General features: G+C 64.8%; 11 protein-coding genes. 4 read left to right on the plus strand and 7 right to left on the minus strand.

What is annotated here, in order from left to right; genetic code table 11:
* The first annotated feature begins 118 nt into the window (after positions 1–118).
* Positions 119–1045, plus strand: coding sequence for a malate dehydrogenase (gene mdh, locus SCL_RS13575; protein ID WP_096361714.1), 927 nt, complete (start codon positions 119–121; stop codon positions 1043–1045).
* Entirely contained in the window at positions 1045–1968 is a 924-nt protein-coding gene (prmB, locus tag SCL_RS13580) for a 50S ribosomal protein L3 N(5)-glutamine methyltransferase (protein ID WP_096361715.1), read from the plus strand. The genes mdh and prmB overlap by 1 nt, the downstream gene beginning before the upstream one ends.
* On the opposite strand, the gene SCL_RS13585 is transcribed toward prmB, so the two are convergent.
* The 6 genes from SCL_RS13585 to SCL_RS13610 form a co-directional block, all read right to left on the minus strand.
* Complete coding sequence (locus SCL_RS13585) at positions 1965–3674, minus strand: AMP-dependent synthetase/ligase (protein ID WP_096361716.1); 1710 nt, start codon at positions 3672–3674, stop codon at positions 1965–1967. The genes prmB and SCL_RS13585 overlap by 4 nt on opposite strands.
* 28 nt (positions 3675–3702) lie before the next feature.
* Positions 3703–5064 carry an OmpP1/FadL family transporter gene (locus SCL_RS13590; protein WP_096361717.1) on the minus strand — a complete coding sequence of 454 codons (1362 nt, stop codon included), beginning with the start codon at positions 5062–5064 and terminating at the stop codon, positions 3703–3705.
* A 146-nt stretch (positions 5065–5210) separates the two neighbouring features.
* Positions 5211–7241, minus strand: coding sequence for a 3-hydroxyacyl-CoA dehydrogenase NAD-binding domain-containing protein (locus SCL_RS13595; protein ID WP_197702648.1), 2031 nt, complete (start codon positions 7239–7241; stop codon positions 5211–5213).
* Positions 7238–8530, minus strand: coding sequence for an acetyl-CoA C-acetyltransferase (locus tag SCL_RS13600; RefSeq protein ID WP_096361719.1), 1293 nt, complete (start codon positions 8528–8530; stop codon positions 7238–7240). The genes SCL_RS13595 and SCL_RS13600 overlap by 4 nt, the downstream gene beginning before the upstream one ends.
* Before the next feature lie 94 nt (positions 8531–8624).
* Positions 8625–11045 carry an acyl-CoA dehydrogenase gene (locus tag SCL_RS13605; RefSeq protein WP_197702649.1) on the minus strand — a complete coding sequence of 807 codons (2421 nt, stop codon included), beginning with the start codon at positions 11043–11045 and terminating at the stop codon, positions 8625–8627.
* 101 nt (positions 11046–11146) lie between these two features.
* Positions 11147–11317 carry a rubredoxin gene (locus SCL_RS13610; RefSeq protein WP_172426063.1) on the minus strand — a complete coding sequence of 57 codons (171 nt, stop codon included), beginning with the start codon at positions 11315–11317 and terminating at the stop codon, positions 11147–11149.
* Positions 11318–11404: 87 nt separating this feature from the next.
* On the opposite strand from SCL_RS13610, the gene hemH reads away from it, so the two are divergent.
* Positions 11405–12379, plus strand: a complete 975-nt coding sequence (gene hemH / locus SCL_RS13615; RefSeq protein ID WP_096361722.1) for a ferrochelatase — start codon at positions 11405–11407, stop codon at positions 12377–12379.
* Positions 12376–13197 carry a bifunctional hydroxymethylpyrimidine kinase/phosphomethylpyrimidine kinase gene (gene thiD, locus SCL_RS13620; protein WP_096361723.1) on the plus strand — a complete coding sequence of 274 codons (822 nt, stop codon included), beginning with the start codon at positions 12376–12378 and terminating at the stop codon, positions 13195–13197. The genes hemH and thiD overlap by 4 nt, the downstream gene beginning before the upstream one ends.
* Before the next feature lie 73 nt (positions 13198–13270).
* On the opposite strand, the gene SCL_RS13625 is transcribed toward thiD, so the two are convergent.
* Positions 13271–17305, minus strand: coding sequence for an autotransporter domain-containing protein (locus tag SCL_RS13625; protein WP_096361724.1), 4035 nt, complete (start codon positions 17303–17305; stop codon positions 13271–13273).
* Positions 17306–17428 lie beyond the last annotated feature (123 nt).

Raw genomic sequence — 17428 nt, forward strand, 5'->3', positions numbered from 1 at the left:
CTTGGCTATACTTCTTTCAGTTTCAGGTTTCTAGTTCATGGAAGGGCTTTCACTGGCTTGAGAGTTGAAACCTGAGACTTGAAACCAGCAACCGTCTTTCCCAACCAAAGGACCGGTCATGAAAAAAATCACCATCGTCGGCGCCGGGCGCGTGGGCGAATCCACCGCGCACAATCTCGCCAAGCACGAAACCTGCCGCGAGGTCATGCTGATCGACATCAAGGAAGGCGTGCCACAGGGCACGGCGCTCGACATCCAGGAATCGGCGCCGATCTACGACTTCGATACCCGGCTCGCCGGCTCCAACGACCTCAAGGATATGGCCGGCTCGAACATGGTGGTCATCACTGCCGGCGTGCCGCGCAAGCCGGGGATGTCGCGCTCGGACGTGCTCGATACCAACCTCGCCGTGCTCTACGGCATCGTCGACGAGGTAAAAAAACACGCGCCCCAGGCCATGCTGCTGATCGTCTCCAACCCCGTGGACGTGCTGACCTACGCCGCCTGGAAGCGCTCGGGCTTCGAACGCCGCCACGTCTTTGGCATGGCCGGCGTGCTCGATTCCGCACGCATGGCCAGCTTCGTGGCCCTGGAAACCGGCTTCTCGGTCAAGGACGTCAGCGCCATGGTACTCGGCGGCCACGGCGACACCATGGTGCCGATGACGCGTTTCGCCACCATCAACGGCATTCCCATCGACCATTTCCTGTCGAAGGAACAAATCGAAAAGATCGTCAAACGCACGCGCGAGGGCGGCGCCGAGATCCTGAGCCTGCGCAAGACCGCCAGCGCCTACGACGCCCCGGCCGCGGCCATCGCCTCCATGATCGACGCCATCAGCCGCAACCGCCGGCACATCCTGCCCGCGGTGGCGGTGCTCGAGGGCGAATACGGGCTCACCGACATCTGCATGGGCGTGCCCTGCGTTTTCGGCGAACACGGGATTGAAAAGGTCATCGAGCTGCCGTTGAGCGCGCAGGAGGCGGCCGAGTTCAGGAAATCGGCCGAAACCGTGCGCGCCGATCTGGCCAAGCTGAAAAAGTAGTGCCCCGCCGATCTTGCCGCCGCACCCTTGGCACCGTCGCGGAAACCATTCGCGCGGTCGCGCGCCGCTTCCGGCGCGCGAAACTTTATTTCGGTCACGGCACCGAAACGGCGCAGGACGAGGCCGCCTGGCTGGTAGGCCATGCACTGAAACTCGCGCCGGACAAGCTCGCCGGCCGGCTGAACCAACCGGTCACGCCGGCCACGCTGAAAAAAATCGACGCCCTCGCAACGGTGCGCATCCAGACCCGTCGGCCGCTGGCGTATCTGCTCAAGGAGGCGTGGTTTGCGGGGCGCAAATTTTATGTGGACGAGCGCGTGATCGTGCCGCGCTCGCTCACCGGCGAATTCATTACCGAGCAATTCCAGCCGTGGATCGACGCCAAACGCGTGCAGCGCATTCTGGACCTGTGCACCGGCAGCGGCTGCATGGCCATCGCCTGCGCCCAAGCCTTCCCCCGTGCGCGCGTGGACGCGGCCGACATCTCCGCGGAGGCGCTGGCCGTGGCGCGCCTCAACGTCAAGCGCCACCGCCTCGGGCGGCGCGTGCAGCTGGTGCGCTCCGATCTTTTCCGGGCGCTGAAAGGCCGGAACTATGACGTCATCGTCACCAACCCGCCGTACGTAGCGCACACCGAAATGAAAACCCTGCCGCGCGAATACCTGCACGAGCCGGAACTGGCGCTGGTCTCCGGCCGGCAGGGACTGGACGCCATCGTGCGCATCCTTGCGGACGCCCCGCGGCATCTCAACCCCGGCGGGATACTGGTGGGCGAGGTGGGCAACAGCGCGGAGACGCTCCAAAGGAAATTCCCGTCGGTGCCGTTCGTGTGGCTGACGACATCAACCGGGGACGAAAGCGTGTTTCTGCTGACGGCGGAGGAGCTGATCCGGCAGCGCCGGGCATTCAGGACAGCGGGCTAGCCGTTGTTCTTCGGCTGACACAGGTCCGGGCCCGCGTACATGGCCTCGATCTCGCGCGCATAACGTTTCTCGATCTCGTTGCGCTTCGCCTTCAGCGTCGGCGTGAGCAGGCCGTTTTCCACGGTCCAGGGATCGGCCATCCGCGCGAGATGGTGGATGCGCGCATAGCCGGGGAAGTCACGCAGCTGGGCGTTGGCGCGCCGGCACAGTTCTCCGGCATCGGTGATTTTGCTCACCGCCAGCAGCCCGAGCTTGGGCCGGCCCTCGCCAACCACCATCACCTGCTCGAACGCCGCATCGCGCAGGATCGCGGCCTCGGCGTCCGTCGGCGGCACCTTCTCGCCGTTGGACAGCACGATGATGTCCTTGACGCGCCCGGTGATGTAGACGTTGCCGCCGCGGATCGCGACCAGATCGCCGGTGTGCAGCCAGCCGTCCCGGTCGATCATGGCGGCGGTGGCCTCGGGCTTGTTCCAGTAGCCGAGCATCACGCACGGCCCGCGCGCCAGCAATTCACCCTTGTCGTCGCAGCGCAGTTCGATGCCCTCGAGCGCGCGGCCCACGGAAGTCGGGTCGTTGTCGTTCATGCGATTGGCCGCCAGCACCGGCGAGGTTTCGGTGAGGCCGTAACCCTGAATGATCGGCAACCCGAGACCGATGAACACACGCGAGAGATGCGGGGCAAACGCCGCGCCGCCGACGACGATCATGCGGATGCGCCCGCCGAGGCGGCGGTAAAGTTTCTTCGCCACCAGCAGCTTGAGCAGCGGCCACAGCAACTTGTCGGCGAAAGCAGCCTCGCCGCGAAACCGCCGCCAGCCGACTTCGGTGGCCTTTTCAAACAGCTTGCGTTTGGGGGAGCCGGGCGCCATCGCCTCCTGCATCCTGGAATAAATGCGCTCGAAGATGCGCGGCACGCTGATGAGGATGGTGGGCCGTTGCTCGCGGATGTCATCCGCCAGCAAGGTGATCGAACGTGCGTAGACTGTCTGTGCCCCGGCCCACATGGCGGAGTAATAGCCGCAGGTGCGCTCGAACATGTGCGACAGCGGCAGAAACGACAGAAAGCGATCCGTGGTGTAGGCCGGGAGCGCCTTCATGGCAGAGAGGACGTTGCTCAGGATATTGCGATGCGACAGCATCACGCCCTTGGGCCGTCCGGTGGTGCCGGAGGTGTAAACGATGGTGGCCAGATCATTGGGAGCGGCAGCGGAGCGCGCCAGCATGTCCTCAGCTGCCGGCGGCAACCACGCCTCCAGGCCGGTCACCTTTTTATCGCCGCCGGCGTCCGCCGCATCGAGGCTCACGACGCGCTCGATGGTCTTGACTTGATCGCGCAGCCCGGCCCACATCCTGCCATCTTCGAGCAGCAGCAGGCGCGCACCGGCGTCGTTCAGGCACCAGGCCATGTTGTCCGGGCGGTCGTCGAAATACAGCGGCACCGTCACCAGGCCCAGCCCCAGCGCCGCCTGGTCGAACAGCACCCACTCCACGCGGTTGTGCAGGCACAGGGCCACGCGGTCGCCGGCCTTGAGACCTTCCTTCCTGAACGCCGCCTGCCAGCGCATCACCTCGCGTCCCGTTTCGCCCCAGGTCAGGTCCTTCCAGCCGCTGCCGTCAAACTGGCGATAGGCCGGCGCGTCCGGGGTTTCCCGGACGCGTTCGACAAACAGGTCGGAGAGGCTGGACTGGTCGGTCAGGTTCATGGCGTTCTCCCTGGCGCCATGTGCCTGTTTACTTGAATGCCCAACGCGCCTGCGCGCTCAGGATATTGATGTTGGCGTCATAGCTGCCAACCAGATTGCCGCGCAGGAAATTTTCGTTGGTAGCCGAAGTGCCGGCGCTTTTGTTGATATCCGTGTTATCCACCCAGATATGGGCATATGAAAAATCGAGCGACATGGATTCGCTGCTGCGGTGACTGACGCCCAGCGTAATCCATTTGCGATCGGCGTCCGGGAGCCGCGCGCTGCGGAATTCGGCATTCGGCGTGGGTGACTGATCAAGCGCCACGCCCGCGCGATAACTCCAGTTTCCACCCGGGGCGTAAGTGGCGCCGACCGAATAACGATTGACGTCCTCCAGCGCAAAGGTGACCACCGAATCCGATTGCGTGGTATCCAGGAAATCGATGCGCAACTCGGGAAAGCGGCTCCAGCGCGTGCGGGTTATGTCACCCATGACAGACCACGAATTGTTGAGCTGATGAAATGCACTGATGGAAATCGTCTCCGGAAGCGTGACATAAGCCTGAACGGCGGAGTTCGCGATTCCGATCGCGGCGGCCGTGGCGGCAGCCGTGGCGTTAGGTGCCGTCAAAGTGGAACTGCCTTCCAGTTTATGATCGATTCTGGAACGGTAAGCCAAGCCGATGCGCGTATTTTCGCCCAACTGCCAGAGAGCACCGAGATTGAAGCCAAATGCGGTGTTGTCGGCCTGCACGCGCGCATTCCCGTCCAGCGCACCCGGCGCCTCACAACCCTGAACGCCCGGCACCGCGGCACAGATGGTTCCATAATCCACGGCATTGGTCAGCACCGCCTCGATGCGCTGGATATTCAAACCGGCACCGAACGAAAGCTGATCGTTCATCCGATAGCTGGCGGCGGGGTTGATGTTGAGCGTTTTCACCTGCGAGCGGTCGGCATGATAGCGCCCCACCCAACCATCGTCGTAATCCGTCACCAATCCGAATGGTGCGTTCACACCCAACCCGAACGAAAGACGATCATCGATAGCCTGCGTGTAATAAACGTTCGGCACCAGGCCGGTTCGTCCCGCGTCACCGCCATCGCCGCCGGAAATCGCCCCTCCACCAAACGTGCTTGAAAGCGTGGCACTGCTCTTGCTGAACTTGGCGGAGAACATGATGACATGGCCGCCGACGACCGTTTGCCCTCCGGGCAGGCGACTCATGCCCGCCGGGTTATACCAGACGGTGCTCGCGTCCTCGGCGCTGGCGGCCCCGCCGGCGAAGGCGTTGCCCAGACCCGCCGGGCTGTTTTCAGCCAGCTGGAAAAACGCCGCGTGACCGGGAACGGCATAGGCGGACAACATGACACCCAGAGAACCCAGCAGACGAATTCGCTTGTTCATCACTCACCTCCATGGTTGGCGCAAGGTCAGATCAAACATGAAACCTTGCCAGTTTTGATTATTGATTTGGCGAACGGCCATGCCACGGCAACGCCGGTTCACGACCGGGTTCATCTTACTGGGTCGCGGGCCTGAATCGAATAGCCTCAGACCTTGCCGGCCATGCCCCGATGAAACAGCTCCGGCCGCGACCAGCCGGTATCGGGATTGAAGCGCGGGCCGTATTCCTGCGCCAGGCGATACAGGCTGTGGCTGATGCCGGTCACGCCCAGGCTCTCGACGTAGCGCATAGGCCCACCGAGAAAGGGGGCAAAGCCGGTGCCGTAAACCATGCCGGCATCGACGGCGTCGGCACCGGCCACCACACCCTCGCGCAGGCAGGCCACGGCCTCGTTGAGCAGCCGCAGCACCAGGCGCTCGGTCACGGGCACGTCCACGGCACTCTTCTCCGGCGCCGGCGTCAGGCGCCGGCCGTGCTTGTCGTACGCGTAAAATCCGCGCCCGGATTTGCGCCCCAACTGGCCCTGAGCGACCAGCTCGCGCAGCCGCGCCGGCACCTCGACCTGCAGCGGCCCGGATAATTCCTCCGCCACCGACAGGCAGATATCGAGCCCGACCGTGTCCGCCAGTTCGATCGGTCCCATGGGCATGCCAAACTGGGTCGCGGCCTGATCGACGGTGGTCACGCCCACGCCTTCCTCGACCAGCTTCACGGCCTCGAGCAGATACGGCATCAGAATGCGATTCACGAGAAACCCCGGGCTGCTTTTGACGTCCAGCGGCAGGCGCTCGATGGCGCCGGTGAAGGCACGGGCGCGCGCCAGCGCCGCTTCCGAGGTCCGGGCGCCGCGCACGATCTCGACCAGCTGCATTTTCGCCACCGGATTGAAGAAGTGCAGCCCGACCAGGCGCGACGGGTCCTGGAGGGACTCGCCGATCACTTCCAGCGGGATGCTCGAGGTGTTGCTGGCGAGCAGGGCCTGCGGGCGCACCTTCTGCTCCAGCGCGCGGAACAGCTCCTGCTTCGGCCCGACCTTCTCCACGATGGCTTCGATCACGAGATCGGCGCGCTTCAGTCCATGGCCTTCGAGGTCCGGCATGAAACGGTCCATGGCCTCCTGCACCGCGCGCGCGTCTTTCAGTTTCGACTTGAAAAATCCGTATGCCCGTTTCACCGCGCGCGCCAGGATCGCGGGCTCGCGATCCTGCAGGCTCACGCGGAAGCCCTTGCTGGCGGCCCAGATGGCGATGTCCGCGCCCATCACGCCGGCGCCGACGATATGCACGTGTTCGATATCGTGAGCCTGCGCCCGGCCGTGACGCTTGAGCGACTCCCCCAGCAGAAATACGTGCACCAGGTTGCGGCTGGCACGCGACACCAGCAGCTCGCCAAGCGACTCGGCCTCGCGCTCCTCCGTGGCCTGCTCGCGCCACAGATCAAGAATCCGCCACGGCGCAGGATAATGGTCCGGATGCGCCTTGCGCCGCACGCGCGGGGCCATGAGCTTCACCACCCCCTGGCGCAGCGGTTTCCAGGCGGGCACGCGCCGGTACCATGGCGCCTTGCCCGGCACCGGATGTTTTTTCAGGAATGCCACGGCCGCGTTCAGGAGATGCCGTTCCGGCACCGTCTCGTCCACCAGCCCGCGGCGGCGCGCCTCGCGCGCCGACAGCGTGCGGCCGGTCAGCATCATGTCGAGCGCGGTCATGTCGCCCACCAGCGGCGGCAGGCGCACGCTGCCGGCGAAGCCGGGGTGAATGCCGAGCCGCACCTCGGGCAGGCCGAGGCGCGTGCCGGGATCGTCGCGCGCGATGCGGTAGGTGCAGGCCAGCGCCAGCTCCAGGCCGCCACCGAGGCAGAAACCGTGAATCACCGCCACCGTGGCAAACGGCAGGCCCGAGAGCCGGGCATACACCTGCTGGCCCTGCCGGGCGAATTCGGTGGCGCGCGCGGGATCGTCGATGGTCTCGAACTCGCGCACGTCGGCCCCGGCGATGAAACCGGAGGCCTTGCCGGAACGGATGATCAGGCCCGCAAGCATTTTGGTTTCGAGCTCGTCCAGATGCTTGTCGAGCTCGTTCAACACTTCCTGCGACAGGACGTTGGCCGACTGGCCCTGCACGTCGAGCGTCAGCAGCGCGTGGTCACCGTGGTAGTCGAGGTGCCAGTGGCTCATGATTTATGACCCTCGGCGCGCAGCAGCATGGCGCCGCCCTGCCCGCCGCCGATGCACAGGGTGGCGATGCCCTGCCCGCCGCCCCGGCGGTGCAGCGCATGCAACAGGTGCAGCACGATGCGCGCGCCGCTGGCGCCCACCGGATGGCCGTTGGCAATAGCGCCGCCCTCGGGGTTCAGGCGCTCCGGGTCCATGGCGCCAATCGGCGCATCCAGGCCAAGCTCCTCACGCGCATATTGCGCGCTGTCCCACGCCGCCTGGCAGGCCAGCACCTGCACCGCGAAGGCCTCGTTGAGCTCCAGCTGTTGCAGGTCGCGCATTTTCATCTTTTGACGCACCAGCAACTGGGCCACGGCGTGTACCGGTCCGAGTCCCATCTGGCTCGGGTCCACGCCGGCCCATTCGTGATCCACCCATTCGCCCAGCACAGAAAGTCCATGCTGCTTCACCGCTGTTTCGCTGGCGAGCACCAGCATGGCGGCGCCATCGGTCACCTGCGAGCTGTTGCCGGAAGTCACCAGACCGTACTTGCGATCGAACACCGGGCGGAGTTGCGCCAGCTGGCCAAGATCGGTGTCGCGCCGCAGGCCGGTGTCCTCGGTGTAGAAACGTTCGTTCACTTCATAGAGTGTTTCGACTTCGGCGTTCATGTGCCCGGCATCGAAGGCCGCCGCCAGGCGTTTGTGGCTGTTGAGGGCGTAGACGTCCTGGGTTTCGCGCGAGATGCCGAAATGATGCGCCAGAATTTCCGCGGTCTGGCCCATGGACAGCTTCACCAGCGGATCGGTGAGGCCCAGCAGCAGGGCATACACCGGTTTGAGCAGCGACGGCCGGAATCGCGCCAGCGCCTGGAGGCGTTGCAGGGGATTACGCGCGCGCAACATCTTGCCGAGCCAGCCGGCCATGGCGCTGTTCCACTGGATCGGCGCGCGGCTCATGGCCTCGGTGCCGCCGGCGAGCACGAGATGCGAGCGTCCGAGCTGGATGCGCTCGGCCGCGGTCGCGATCGCCTGCAGGCCCGAGGCGCAGTTGCGTTGCACCGTGTGCGCCGGCACGCGCTTGCCGCAACCGAGGCGCAGCGCGATCAGGCGCGCGATGTTGGCCTCGTCCGCCGCCGGGATGACACAGCCCACGATGACCTCGTCGAGCTGGGTCGCCGAAAACGGCTGGCGCGCCAGCAGCGGCCGGGCGCTAGCCACGGCCAGATCCGAGGCGGAGAACGGCCCCGGCTCGGCGCGCGCCTTCAGGAACGGCGTGCGTGCCCCATCGACGATAAAAACTCGGTTCATGTAACTGCCTTAAAAAAATAAAAAAACTAAATGGACAGGATTCACAGGATTAACAAGATTAAGAAAGCACATGTTCTAAATTTAATCCTGTTAATTATATTTTTTCAAAATCATCCACCGCGATCACAGCGCGCCGCGCCGCAACGGCGGCGCGCACCAGCTTGGCCTCGGCATTGCTCAGCATATTCTGCTCCAGTGCCGCCTTCAGCTGCGACTCGAGATCGCCGTGCAGCAGCGGCTGTTCCTCCGCCAGTTTGGTCAGCCGGCGTTCCAGCAGTTCCGCGGCGATCACCCGCGGCAGCGCGTCTTCGAGGCGGCCGAGCGCGGCGCGCGTCGTCGTCGGCAGATAGATGCCGCGCGTCAGCCGGTCGCGCGCGGGCGAGGGCTCGAGCAGCAGCGCCGCGCAGTCGTGGTTCATGCGGTCGTCCGGCACATGATTGCGCCGGCCGGTCGGGAATGCCAGCCCGCCCACCAGCCAGGCGAGGAAACGGTTGGGAAAATTCTTGAGGATCACCACCAGCGTCTTTTCGGCCTCATGCAGGCAGTAGCGGCAGGCGAAGTGCAGCAGTGGAATATCCTCCACCGGGCGGCCATCGTCCTCGAAGCGCTTGATCACCGCCGAAGCCAGGTACATGAAGCCCAGCACGTCGGCGAAGCGGCCGGAGATTTTTTCCTTGCGCTTGAGGGCGCCGCCGAGCGTCAGCATGGCGATGTCGGAGATCAGCGCGAAGGCCGTGGACAGGCGCGTGAGCTTCTGCAGGTAGCGTCGCGTCGGTCCGTCCACCGGCGCGCGCACCAGGCGCGCCGAGGTCAGGCCGAGCCAGAAGGCGCGCGCGATGTTGCTGATCGTATAGCGCACGTGGCCGAAAATCGCTTCATCGAAATCCTTCACGGCACGTTTCTGGTCCGGTTCCGCCACCGCCCGGATTTCATTCAGCACATAGGGGTGGCAGCGCACCGCGCCCTGGCCGTAGATGATGAGCGCGCGCGTGAGCAGGTTGGCGCCCTCGACCGTGATGCTGATGGGCAGGGCCTGGTAGGCGCGGCCCATGAAATTGCGCGGCCCGAGGCAGATGCCGGAACCGCCCTGGATATCCATGGCGTCGTTGACCACGCGCCGCATGTGCTCGGTGAGCTGGTATTTGACGATGGCCGAGGCCACCGAGGGTTTCTCGCCCAGGTCCACGGCGCGCGCGGTGAGCGTGCGCGCCGCTTCCATCAGGTAGGTGTAGCCGGCGATGCGCCCGAGCCCTTCCTCCACCGCCTCGAACTTGCCGATCGGCAGCTTGAACTGGCGGCGGATGCGGGCGTAGGCGCCGGTGGCGCGGCAGGCCACCTTGCCGGCCCCGCAGGACAGCGCCGGCAGCGAGATCGAGCGCCCGGCGGCGAGCGATTGCATCAGCATGCGCCAGCCCTGGCCGATGCGCTCGCGTCCGCCGATCACCCAGTCAAGCGGGATGAACACGTTCTCGCCCCAGTTGGGTCCGTTCTGGAACGGGATGTCGAGCGGGTTGTGGCGCGTGCCGATTTTGACGCCGGGGGTGTTGGTGGGGATGAGCGCGAGCGTGATGCCGAGATCCTCTTCCTCGCCCAGCAGGTGTTCCGGGTCGAACAGGCGGAACGCCAGCCCGAGCACCGTCGCCACCGGCCCGAGCGTGATATAGCGCTTGTCCCAGTTGAGACGGATGCCGAGCGTGTTTTTTTTGCCCTTGAAGGTCTCGCGGCAGACCACGCCGCGATCGGGCATGTTGGCGGCGTCCGAGCCGGCCTCGGGGCCGGTGAGGGCGAAACACGGCACTTCCTGGCCGCGCGCCAAGCGCGGGAGATAATGTTGCTTTTGTTTTTCGGTGCCATAGTGCAGCAGCAGCTCGGCCGGGCCGAGCGAGTTCGGCACCATGACGGTGACGCCGGCGGTGATCGAGCGGCTCGCGACCTTCATCACCACCGCCGAATGCGCCTGCGCGGAAAATTCCAGCCCGCCGTACTGCTTCGGGATGATCATCCCGAAGAAACCCTTGTCCTTCAGGAAACGCCACACTTTCGGCGGCAGGTCGCGGCGCTCGTGCGTGATGTCCCAGTCATCGAGCATCGCGCACAACTGTTCTACCGGCCCGTCGAGAAAGGCCTGTTCTTCTTCCGACAGCGCCGGCTGCGGCAGATTGAACAACTGCTCCCAGTCCGGGTCGCCACCAAAGAGTTCCGCCTCCCACCACACGGTGCCGGCCTCGAGCGCCTCACGCTCGGTGTCCGACATGGCCGGCATGATTTTTCTGAACACGCGCAGCAGCGGCGCGCTGATGAGAACGCGGCGCAACGGGGTGAACGCGAGCGGGAGGACAATGACGACAAACACCGACCAGGCGGCGATCCACAGCGGGGCGGGCGGATCGAGAAACACATCCCACAGGGCGATGACGGAGGCCAGCACCGTGGCCCACACCAGTCCCGGCACGCGCTGGGCGGCCAGTCCCCAGACCACCACCACGGCCATCACAACCCAGATAACGCTATGCATGATCCCTGCCTTGGGTGTCCTTTTCCTTGTTATTCAGGGTAGTTAAGAACGTCTTCCCATTGTAGCCCACGACCCGGTCCGGCTATCGGGCCAACACAAGCTCAGATCTGGATCATTTCAAAATCCGACTTGGCGGCGCCGCAATCGGGGCATTTCCAGTTCTCCGGCACATCCTCCCAGCGCGTGCCCGGGGGGATGCCGTCTTCCGGGCGGCCCTTTTCTTCCTCGTAGACGTAACCGCAGATCACGCACATGTAAGACTTCATTCCCACCCCTTGCTGCCGGTCGATGTATAAAGGGCAATGATCGCATTTTCACCTTCATGGTGAAACCACGGGGCTGGCGGTAGAATCCGCGCGATGTCAGACCGTGTCGCAGTGGTGCTGTGCAACCTGGGCGGACCGGATTCGCTGGCGGCGGTGCGGCCGTTCCTGTTCAACCTTTTTTCCGATCCGGATATTTTCCGCCTGCCGCTCGGCTGGCTTACGCAGCGGCCATTCGCGAGCCTGATCGCGTGGCGCCGCGCGCCCGAGGCCGCCCATGGCTACGCCGCCATTGGCGGCAAGTCGCCGATCCTCGAGTACACCTGCGCACAGGCCCAGGCCCTGCAACAGGCACTCGCCGACAGCGGCCCGTTCGACGTGCACGTGTGCATGCGCTATTGGCATCCGCTCACCGACGAAGTGGTGGCGATGCTCAAGCAGAAAAATTACGCGCGCGTGATCCTGCTGCCGCTGTACCCGCAGTATTCCATCACCACCACCGGCAGCGCCTATAACGAGTTCCAGCGCCAGTGCCGGCGCGCGAACTATCAGCCTTCCGTCACGCTGGTGCGACAGTGGTACGACCAGCCCGATTACCAGGCAGCGATCGTGAACACGCTGCGCGCCGAGCTGAAAAAATTTCCCGACCCCGATCCGGCGCGCATTGAATTATTGTTCTCCGCCCACGGACTGCCGCAGAAAATCGTGAACGGCGGCGATCCCTACGAACGCCAGATCCGCGCCACCTACGATGCTCTGTGCGCGCAGCTGGACTGGCCGCATACCACGCTGTGCTACCAGAGCCGGGTCGGGCCGCTCGAATGGCTGCGGCCCTACACCGACGACGTGATTCGCGAGAAGGCCGCGGCCGGCGTGAAACAGATGCTGGTGTATCCCATCGCCTTCGTGTCGGACCACGTCGAGACCCTGTTCGAGCTCGGCATCACCTACGCCGAGCTGGCGCGCGCGCAGGGCATCGCGCACTACCGCGTGGCCCCGGCACTCAACAGCCATCCGGGCTTCATCGCGGCGCTGAAATCGCTGGTGCTCAACGCGGTGCCGGCGCCATGAGCGCTACCGCCCCGCCCGTGGTGCTGGTGTTCGCCGGCAGCGACCCCACCGGCGGCGCCGGCGTCACCGCCGACGTGCTGACGCTGGCGAGCCTCGGCTGCCACCCGGCCGTGGTCGTCACTGCCGTGACCGCGCAGGACACCACCGGCATCAAGCAGTTCACCTGCACCGAGACCGAGCTGGTGATCGCGCAGGCGCGCGCAGTGCTGGAAGACATGCCGGTGGCGGCGTTCAAGATCGGCATGCTCGGCAACAGCGCCGTGGCCACGGCGGTCGCCGGCATCGTCGAGGATTATCCCGACATCCCGCTCATTCTCGATCCGGTGCAGCGCTCCGGCCGCGGCGACGCCCTGGCCGACCACATGCTCGACGACGCCCTGCGCAGCCTGCTGATCCCGCAGAGCACGCTGATCACGCCCAACAGCCTGGAGGCGCGCGCACTGGCGCCCGACGCCGATACGCTCGACGCCTGCGCCCAGGGACTGATGTCGCTCGGGAGCGAATACGTGCTCGTCACCGGCACGCACGAGAACACCACCGAGGTCATCCACCGCCTGTACGGCAACATGCGCCTGCTCGAGACCTTCGTGTTCGAGCGCCTGCCCGGCAGTTATCACGGCTCCGGCTGCACCCTGGCCTCGGCCTGCGCCGCCTCACTGGCGCACGGTCTCGATCCCGTCAACGCCGTGGGTGAAGCCCTGCGCTACACCTGGGAGACCCTCAAACACAGTTTCCGCCCCGGCATGGGCCAGCCGCTGCCGAACCGGCTGTACTGGGCGTGGGAAATGGACGAGCCGGAGGGCGAGGACAGGGATTGAGCCCGGCGCGTCAGGTAACCCGAAACAAAAAAAGCCCGGCGTTGCCGGGCTTTTTTTCGGGTCGCGGTTTCGATCAGAAGGGCATCCGGAATTTGACCGAAACCGTTTGCCCGGTGTAGCCGGAGCGCGTCTCGAGGTCGTAGCGTGCGGTGAACTCCATCGCATCGCTGGCGTTGATCACCATGCCGAGCCCGCCGCGTACCACGGTGGACGAAGGATTGATCCCATCGGTCGTAAAGGCGGCGCCACCACCAGAAAACGATGTCGTCATCGACGCCTGCCCGGCTTGGGTATCGTAGCCGATGCCCAGATTCGCGGTCAGGGTGGAGGTATCGCTCAGCGCATGCGCCAACTTGCCGTCCACCGCCAGGATCAGTTCGTCGGTGGTCTTGCCATCGACCGCGAGGTTGAGTGCACCGGCACCGGTTTCGGTGTAGCCATTTTCCTTGATCGTGGTGTAGTCGGCGCGGAACGATGGCGTGAAACTGGTCTTTTCATTCATTGGCAGGGTGCGGCCTATGCCTGCACCGAGATGGAAGCTGTCGCTGTGGTAGCTCGATTGGGCAGTCCGGTTCACGAAGGCGATGTACCGGTTACCCTGGTTACGGTTATAGCCGTAATCGGCCTGCCAGTTCAGTTCCGTGTTCTCATCCAGACTGCGAGTGCCATACAGCACGGCCAGGTAGCTGTCCACATCGGCGGTTTGCGCGCCCGAGTTGCTGTCCACGTCGCTGCGCGTGTAGGCGAAGGCGGCGCCGATGCGCGAAATTTCCGAAAGTTCGCCATCCGCGCCCAGCATCACCCCGTAAGTCTGCGCGTCGTAACCGAAGGCGCCATTTCTGTCCTCCTGATCAGCCCAGGCGCCCAGCGGCTTGAGCCAGACCATGCGATTGCCGGCAAAGTCGTCGCCCGAAGACAGGCCCCGATTCGCCTCCAGCCGCGCCCGCACCACGCGATTCACGCCGCGCAGGTTGGCGAAGCTGAGCTGGGTCATGCCGCCGGTCATCAGCGGCAACATCTGGGTGACGACATCGGAGACCTGCCGATTCGTGGTCAGCGCGCCCAGGGCGGCCATCACGCTGTCCATGTCGGCGTTGCCGGTGCCGCCGCCCGTGAAGTCAGCCACCAGGCCATCCAGCACGGTCGCGGCGCCCAGGCCCGGGTTGTTGCCGGTGCTGGTCACGGCAGCCACCACGCCGGTGCTGCCGCCGCTGCCGGGAGCCGCCAGGACGAGATCGACCGCGTTGCCGTTCCGGCTGGCCGTGAAGTCGAACAGCGCGGAGTTGTCGGTGACGGCGAAGCTGCCGTCGCTGGCGAGTGTGCCCGCGCTGATGATGCCGGCCATGCTGGTGGCGGTGAAGGCGAAATTGGGGTCGGCTACATTCACGTCGATTTTGGCGCCGGTGGGCAGGGTGGCGGTGCCGGTCACCACCAGTTTGCCGTAGGTGCTGTCGTCGGTGACGCCGGTCTGGAACGTACCGGTCGAGGTTTGTGTGTAGTCGCCGCTGATGGTCACGGTGTCGGTCGCGGCCACAGCCAGGGTGCCGGCATTGTTAAATGATGTGGCTGGCGTGATGTCATGCCCCATGTTCAGGCGCCCGGTGCTGGCGATGCTGAACGTATCCACGGCAAAAGTATCGGCCGTGGTGAACGTGCCGTTCACATTGACGATGGAGCCGGCTCCCCCCGTTACCGCGCCGCTAATGCTGCCGGCCGTGCCGTTCAGGTTAAGCGTCGCGCTGCCCAGCGAAACCGTGCCATTGATTGTTCCGGTATTGGTGATGCCGCTGGTCACCGTCCCCTGTATGTTGATGGCAGGACCGCTGCCGCCGCTGATGGTGCCGGCGTTGCTGATCGAACCGACGGTGCTGCTCGAGTCGACAAAAATGCCGGTACTGCCGCCGGATATCGTGCCGCCCGCGTTGTTGGTAATGCTTCCCGTCACGGTGCTGCCCGAAACGAGGCGGATGCCGAACCCGCCGCTCGCTCCCGTGCCGCTGATCGTGCCGCTGTTGTCGATAGAACCTATATTTCCGCCGTAAACATAGATGCCGTACCCGCTGCCGCTGCTGGTGCCGCCGATGCCCTGGATCGTGCCGCTGTTGGTGATGCTGCCGACAGTGCTGCCGCCCGACAGATAAACTCCGTACCCGGTGCCGCTGGTCGAGCCTCTGGTGCCCTCGATCGTGCCGCTGTTGGTGATATCGCCCGCCACACTGCTGCTGTTCGAGACGTACAGTCCGGTCTGCGCGCCCGAGATGGTGCCGTCGTTGACGATGCCGCCGCTGATGCTGCTGCTGTTCTGGATACGCAGGCCGGACTGGCCGGTCCCGGAGATGGTGCCGCCGGCCTCGTTGGTAATCGAGCCGACCGTGCTGCGGGAAATCAGCACGGCGCCATCCCTGCCGGTGATCGTGCCGCTGTTGACGATGCTGCCCGCTTCGCTGCTGGAGAGATAAATGCCGTTCGAACCGCCGGTGATCGTGCCGCTGTTGGTGATACTGCCGGTCACGCTGCTCGGAAGCATGCCGCCCGTGGGCGACCCGGCGCCGACCAGCCAGATGCCATAGACGTTACTCGAAATAGTGCCGGCATTGGTGATCGAACCAACCGTGCTGGTGCTTAACGTTATAGCGGCGCCACTGCCGCTGCTGCGTGAGATCGTGCCGCCGGCGTTGTTGGTGATGCCGCCGGTGACGCTGCTGCCGTTATTGAGATATATCCCGCCCGTGATCGTGCCGCTGTTGGTGATACTGCCGCCGATGTTGCTGCTGGAGATATAGATAGCTGTATTCGCCCCCGTGCCGGTGCCGGTGCCGGTGCGGCCGATGATGGTGCCGCCGACATCGTTGGTGATGCTGCCGGCGATGGAACTGCTGCCCCGGATGTCGATGGCGGCATTGTTGCCGGCGACGGTGCCGCTGTTGACGATGCTGCCGCCGACACTGCTGCCGGAGTCGAGAGCGATGCCGGCGGAACTGCCCGAGATCGTGCCGGTGTTAGTGATGTCGCCGGTCACGCTGCTGGCGCCTGATCCTCCCGTGGGTGAACCACCCGTATTGGCCTGTAACCGGATGCCGTTTCGGCCTCCGGAAATGGTGCCGTCGTTGGTGATGCTGCCGACGGTGCTGCCGGAGCTGAGCAGGATGGCGGCGCCGCTGCCGCTCGAACTGGCGATGGTGCCGGTCGCCTCGTTGGTGATGGCGCCGGTCACGGAACTGCTGCGGCTCAGATAAAGGCCGTTGTAGGCACCGGCGATGGTGCCGCTGTTGCTGATGCTGCCGGCTGTGCTGGCCGAGGAAAGGTGGATGCCGGTGCTGGCCGTAATCAGGCCGCTGTTGACGATGCCGCCGGTCACGTTGCTGCTGACGAGGCGGATGCCGACAGAAGCGCTGATCGTGCCGCCGGCATTATCGATATCGTCCACGCTGCCGCCATTGACGAGGTAGATGCCGCTGCTGCCGGTGATCGTGCCGCTGTTGACGATGCCGCCGGTCAGGCTGCTGTTGTTGAGGCCGATGCCGTAACTACCGCCGTTGATGGCGCCGCTGTTACTGATGCCGCCGGTCACGCTGCTGCCGGTGAAGAGGCCGATGCCGCCGCTGCCGGCGATGCTTCCGCCCGCGTTGTTGGCGATACTGCCGACGCTGCTGCCGGTAACGATGTGGATGCCGAAATTGCCGCCGGAGATGGAATTATTGTTGCTGATGGCACCGGTCACGCTGCCCGCGTTGTAGACGTCGATGCCCCAGGTTGTGCCGGAAATCGTGCCGCTGTTGGTTATGCTGGTGGCGTCAGTGCCGTCCACCGCCACCGCCGGATTGGCTCCGCTGATCGCTCCGGTGTTGGTGACCGTGAGCGCGTCGCCGGTCGCGAGGTTGCAGGTCGAGGTCTCGGCCGCCGCGATAGAGATGGTCGAACCGCCGGTATTGGGGCAGCTGGTCGCCGCCATCGCGGGTGCTGCTGCCATCGCGCCCAGCGCCAGGAACACCGCCAGGGCGACGGCCTTGCGGGTGGAGGCCGGCTTGCCCCGGGTTTTTGCCTTTTCGTGGGCAACGATAAATGCCTGGCGGGATTGACTCCAGAGGACACGGTACACGCGGTTCATACAACACCCCCAAAGGAACAGCGCACATCGAGCATGCCCGAATAGGCATCCTTGCTGTTCCTGCTATACATATTCAGTATAGCCTTAGAATTATTGTGGGAATTGTTGACTGATTTGGTTTGA

Origin of the sequence: Sulfuricaulis limicola (assembly GCF_002355735.1) — a bacterium.
In the GTDB taxonomy this organism is placed as follows: Bacteria; Pseudomonadota; Gammaproteobacteria; order Acidiferrobacterales; family Sulfurifustaceae; genus Sulfuricaulis; species Sulfuricaulis limicola.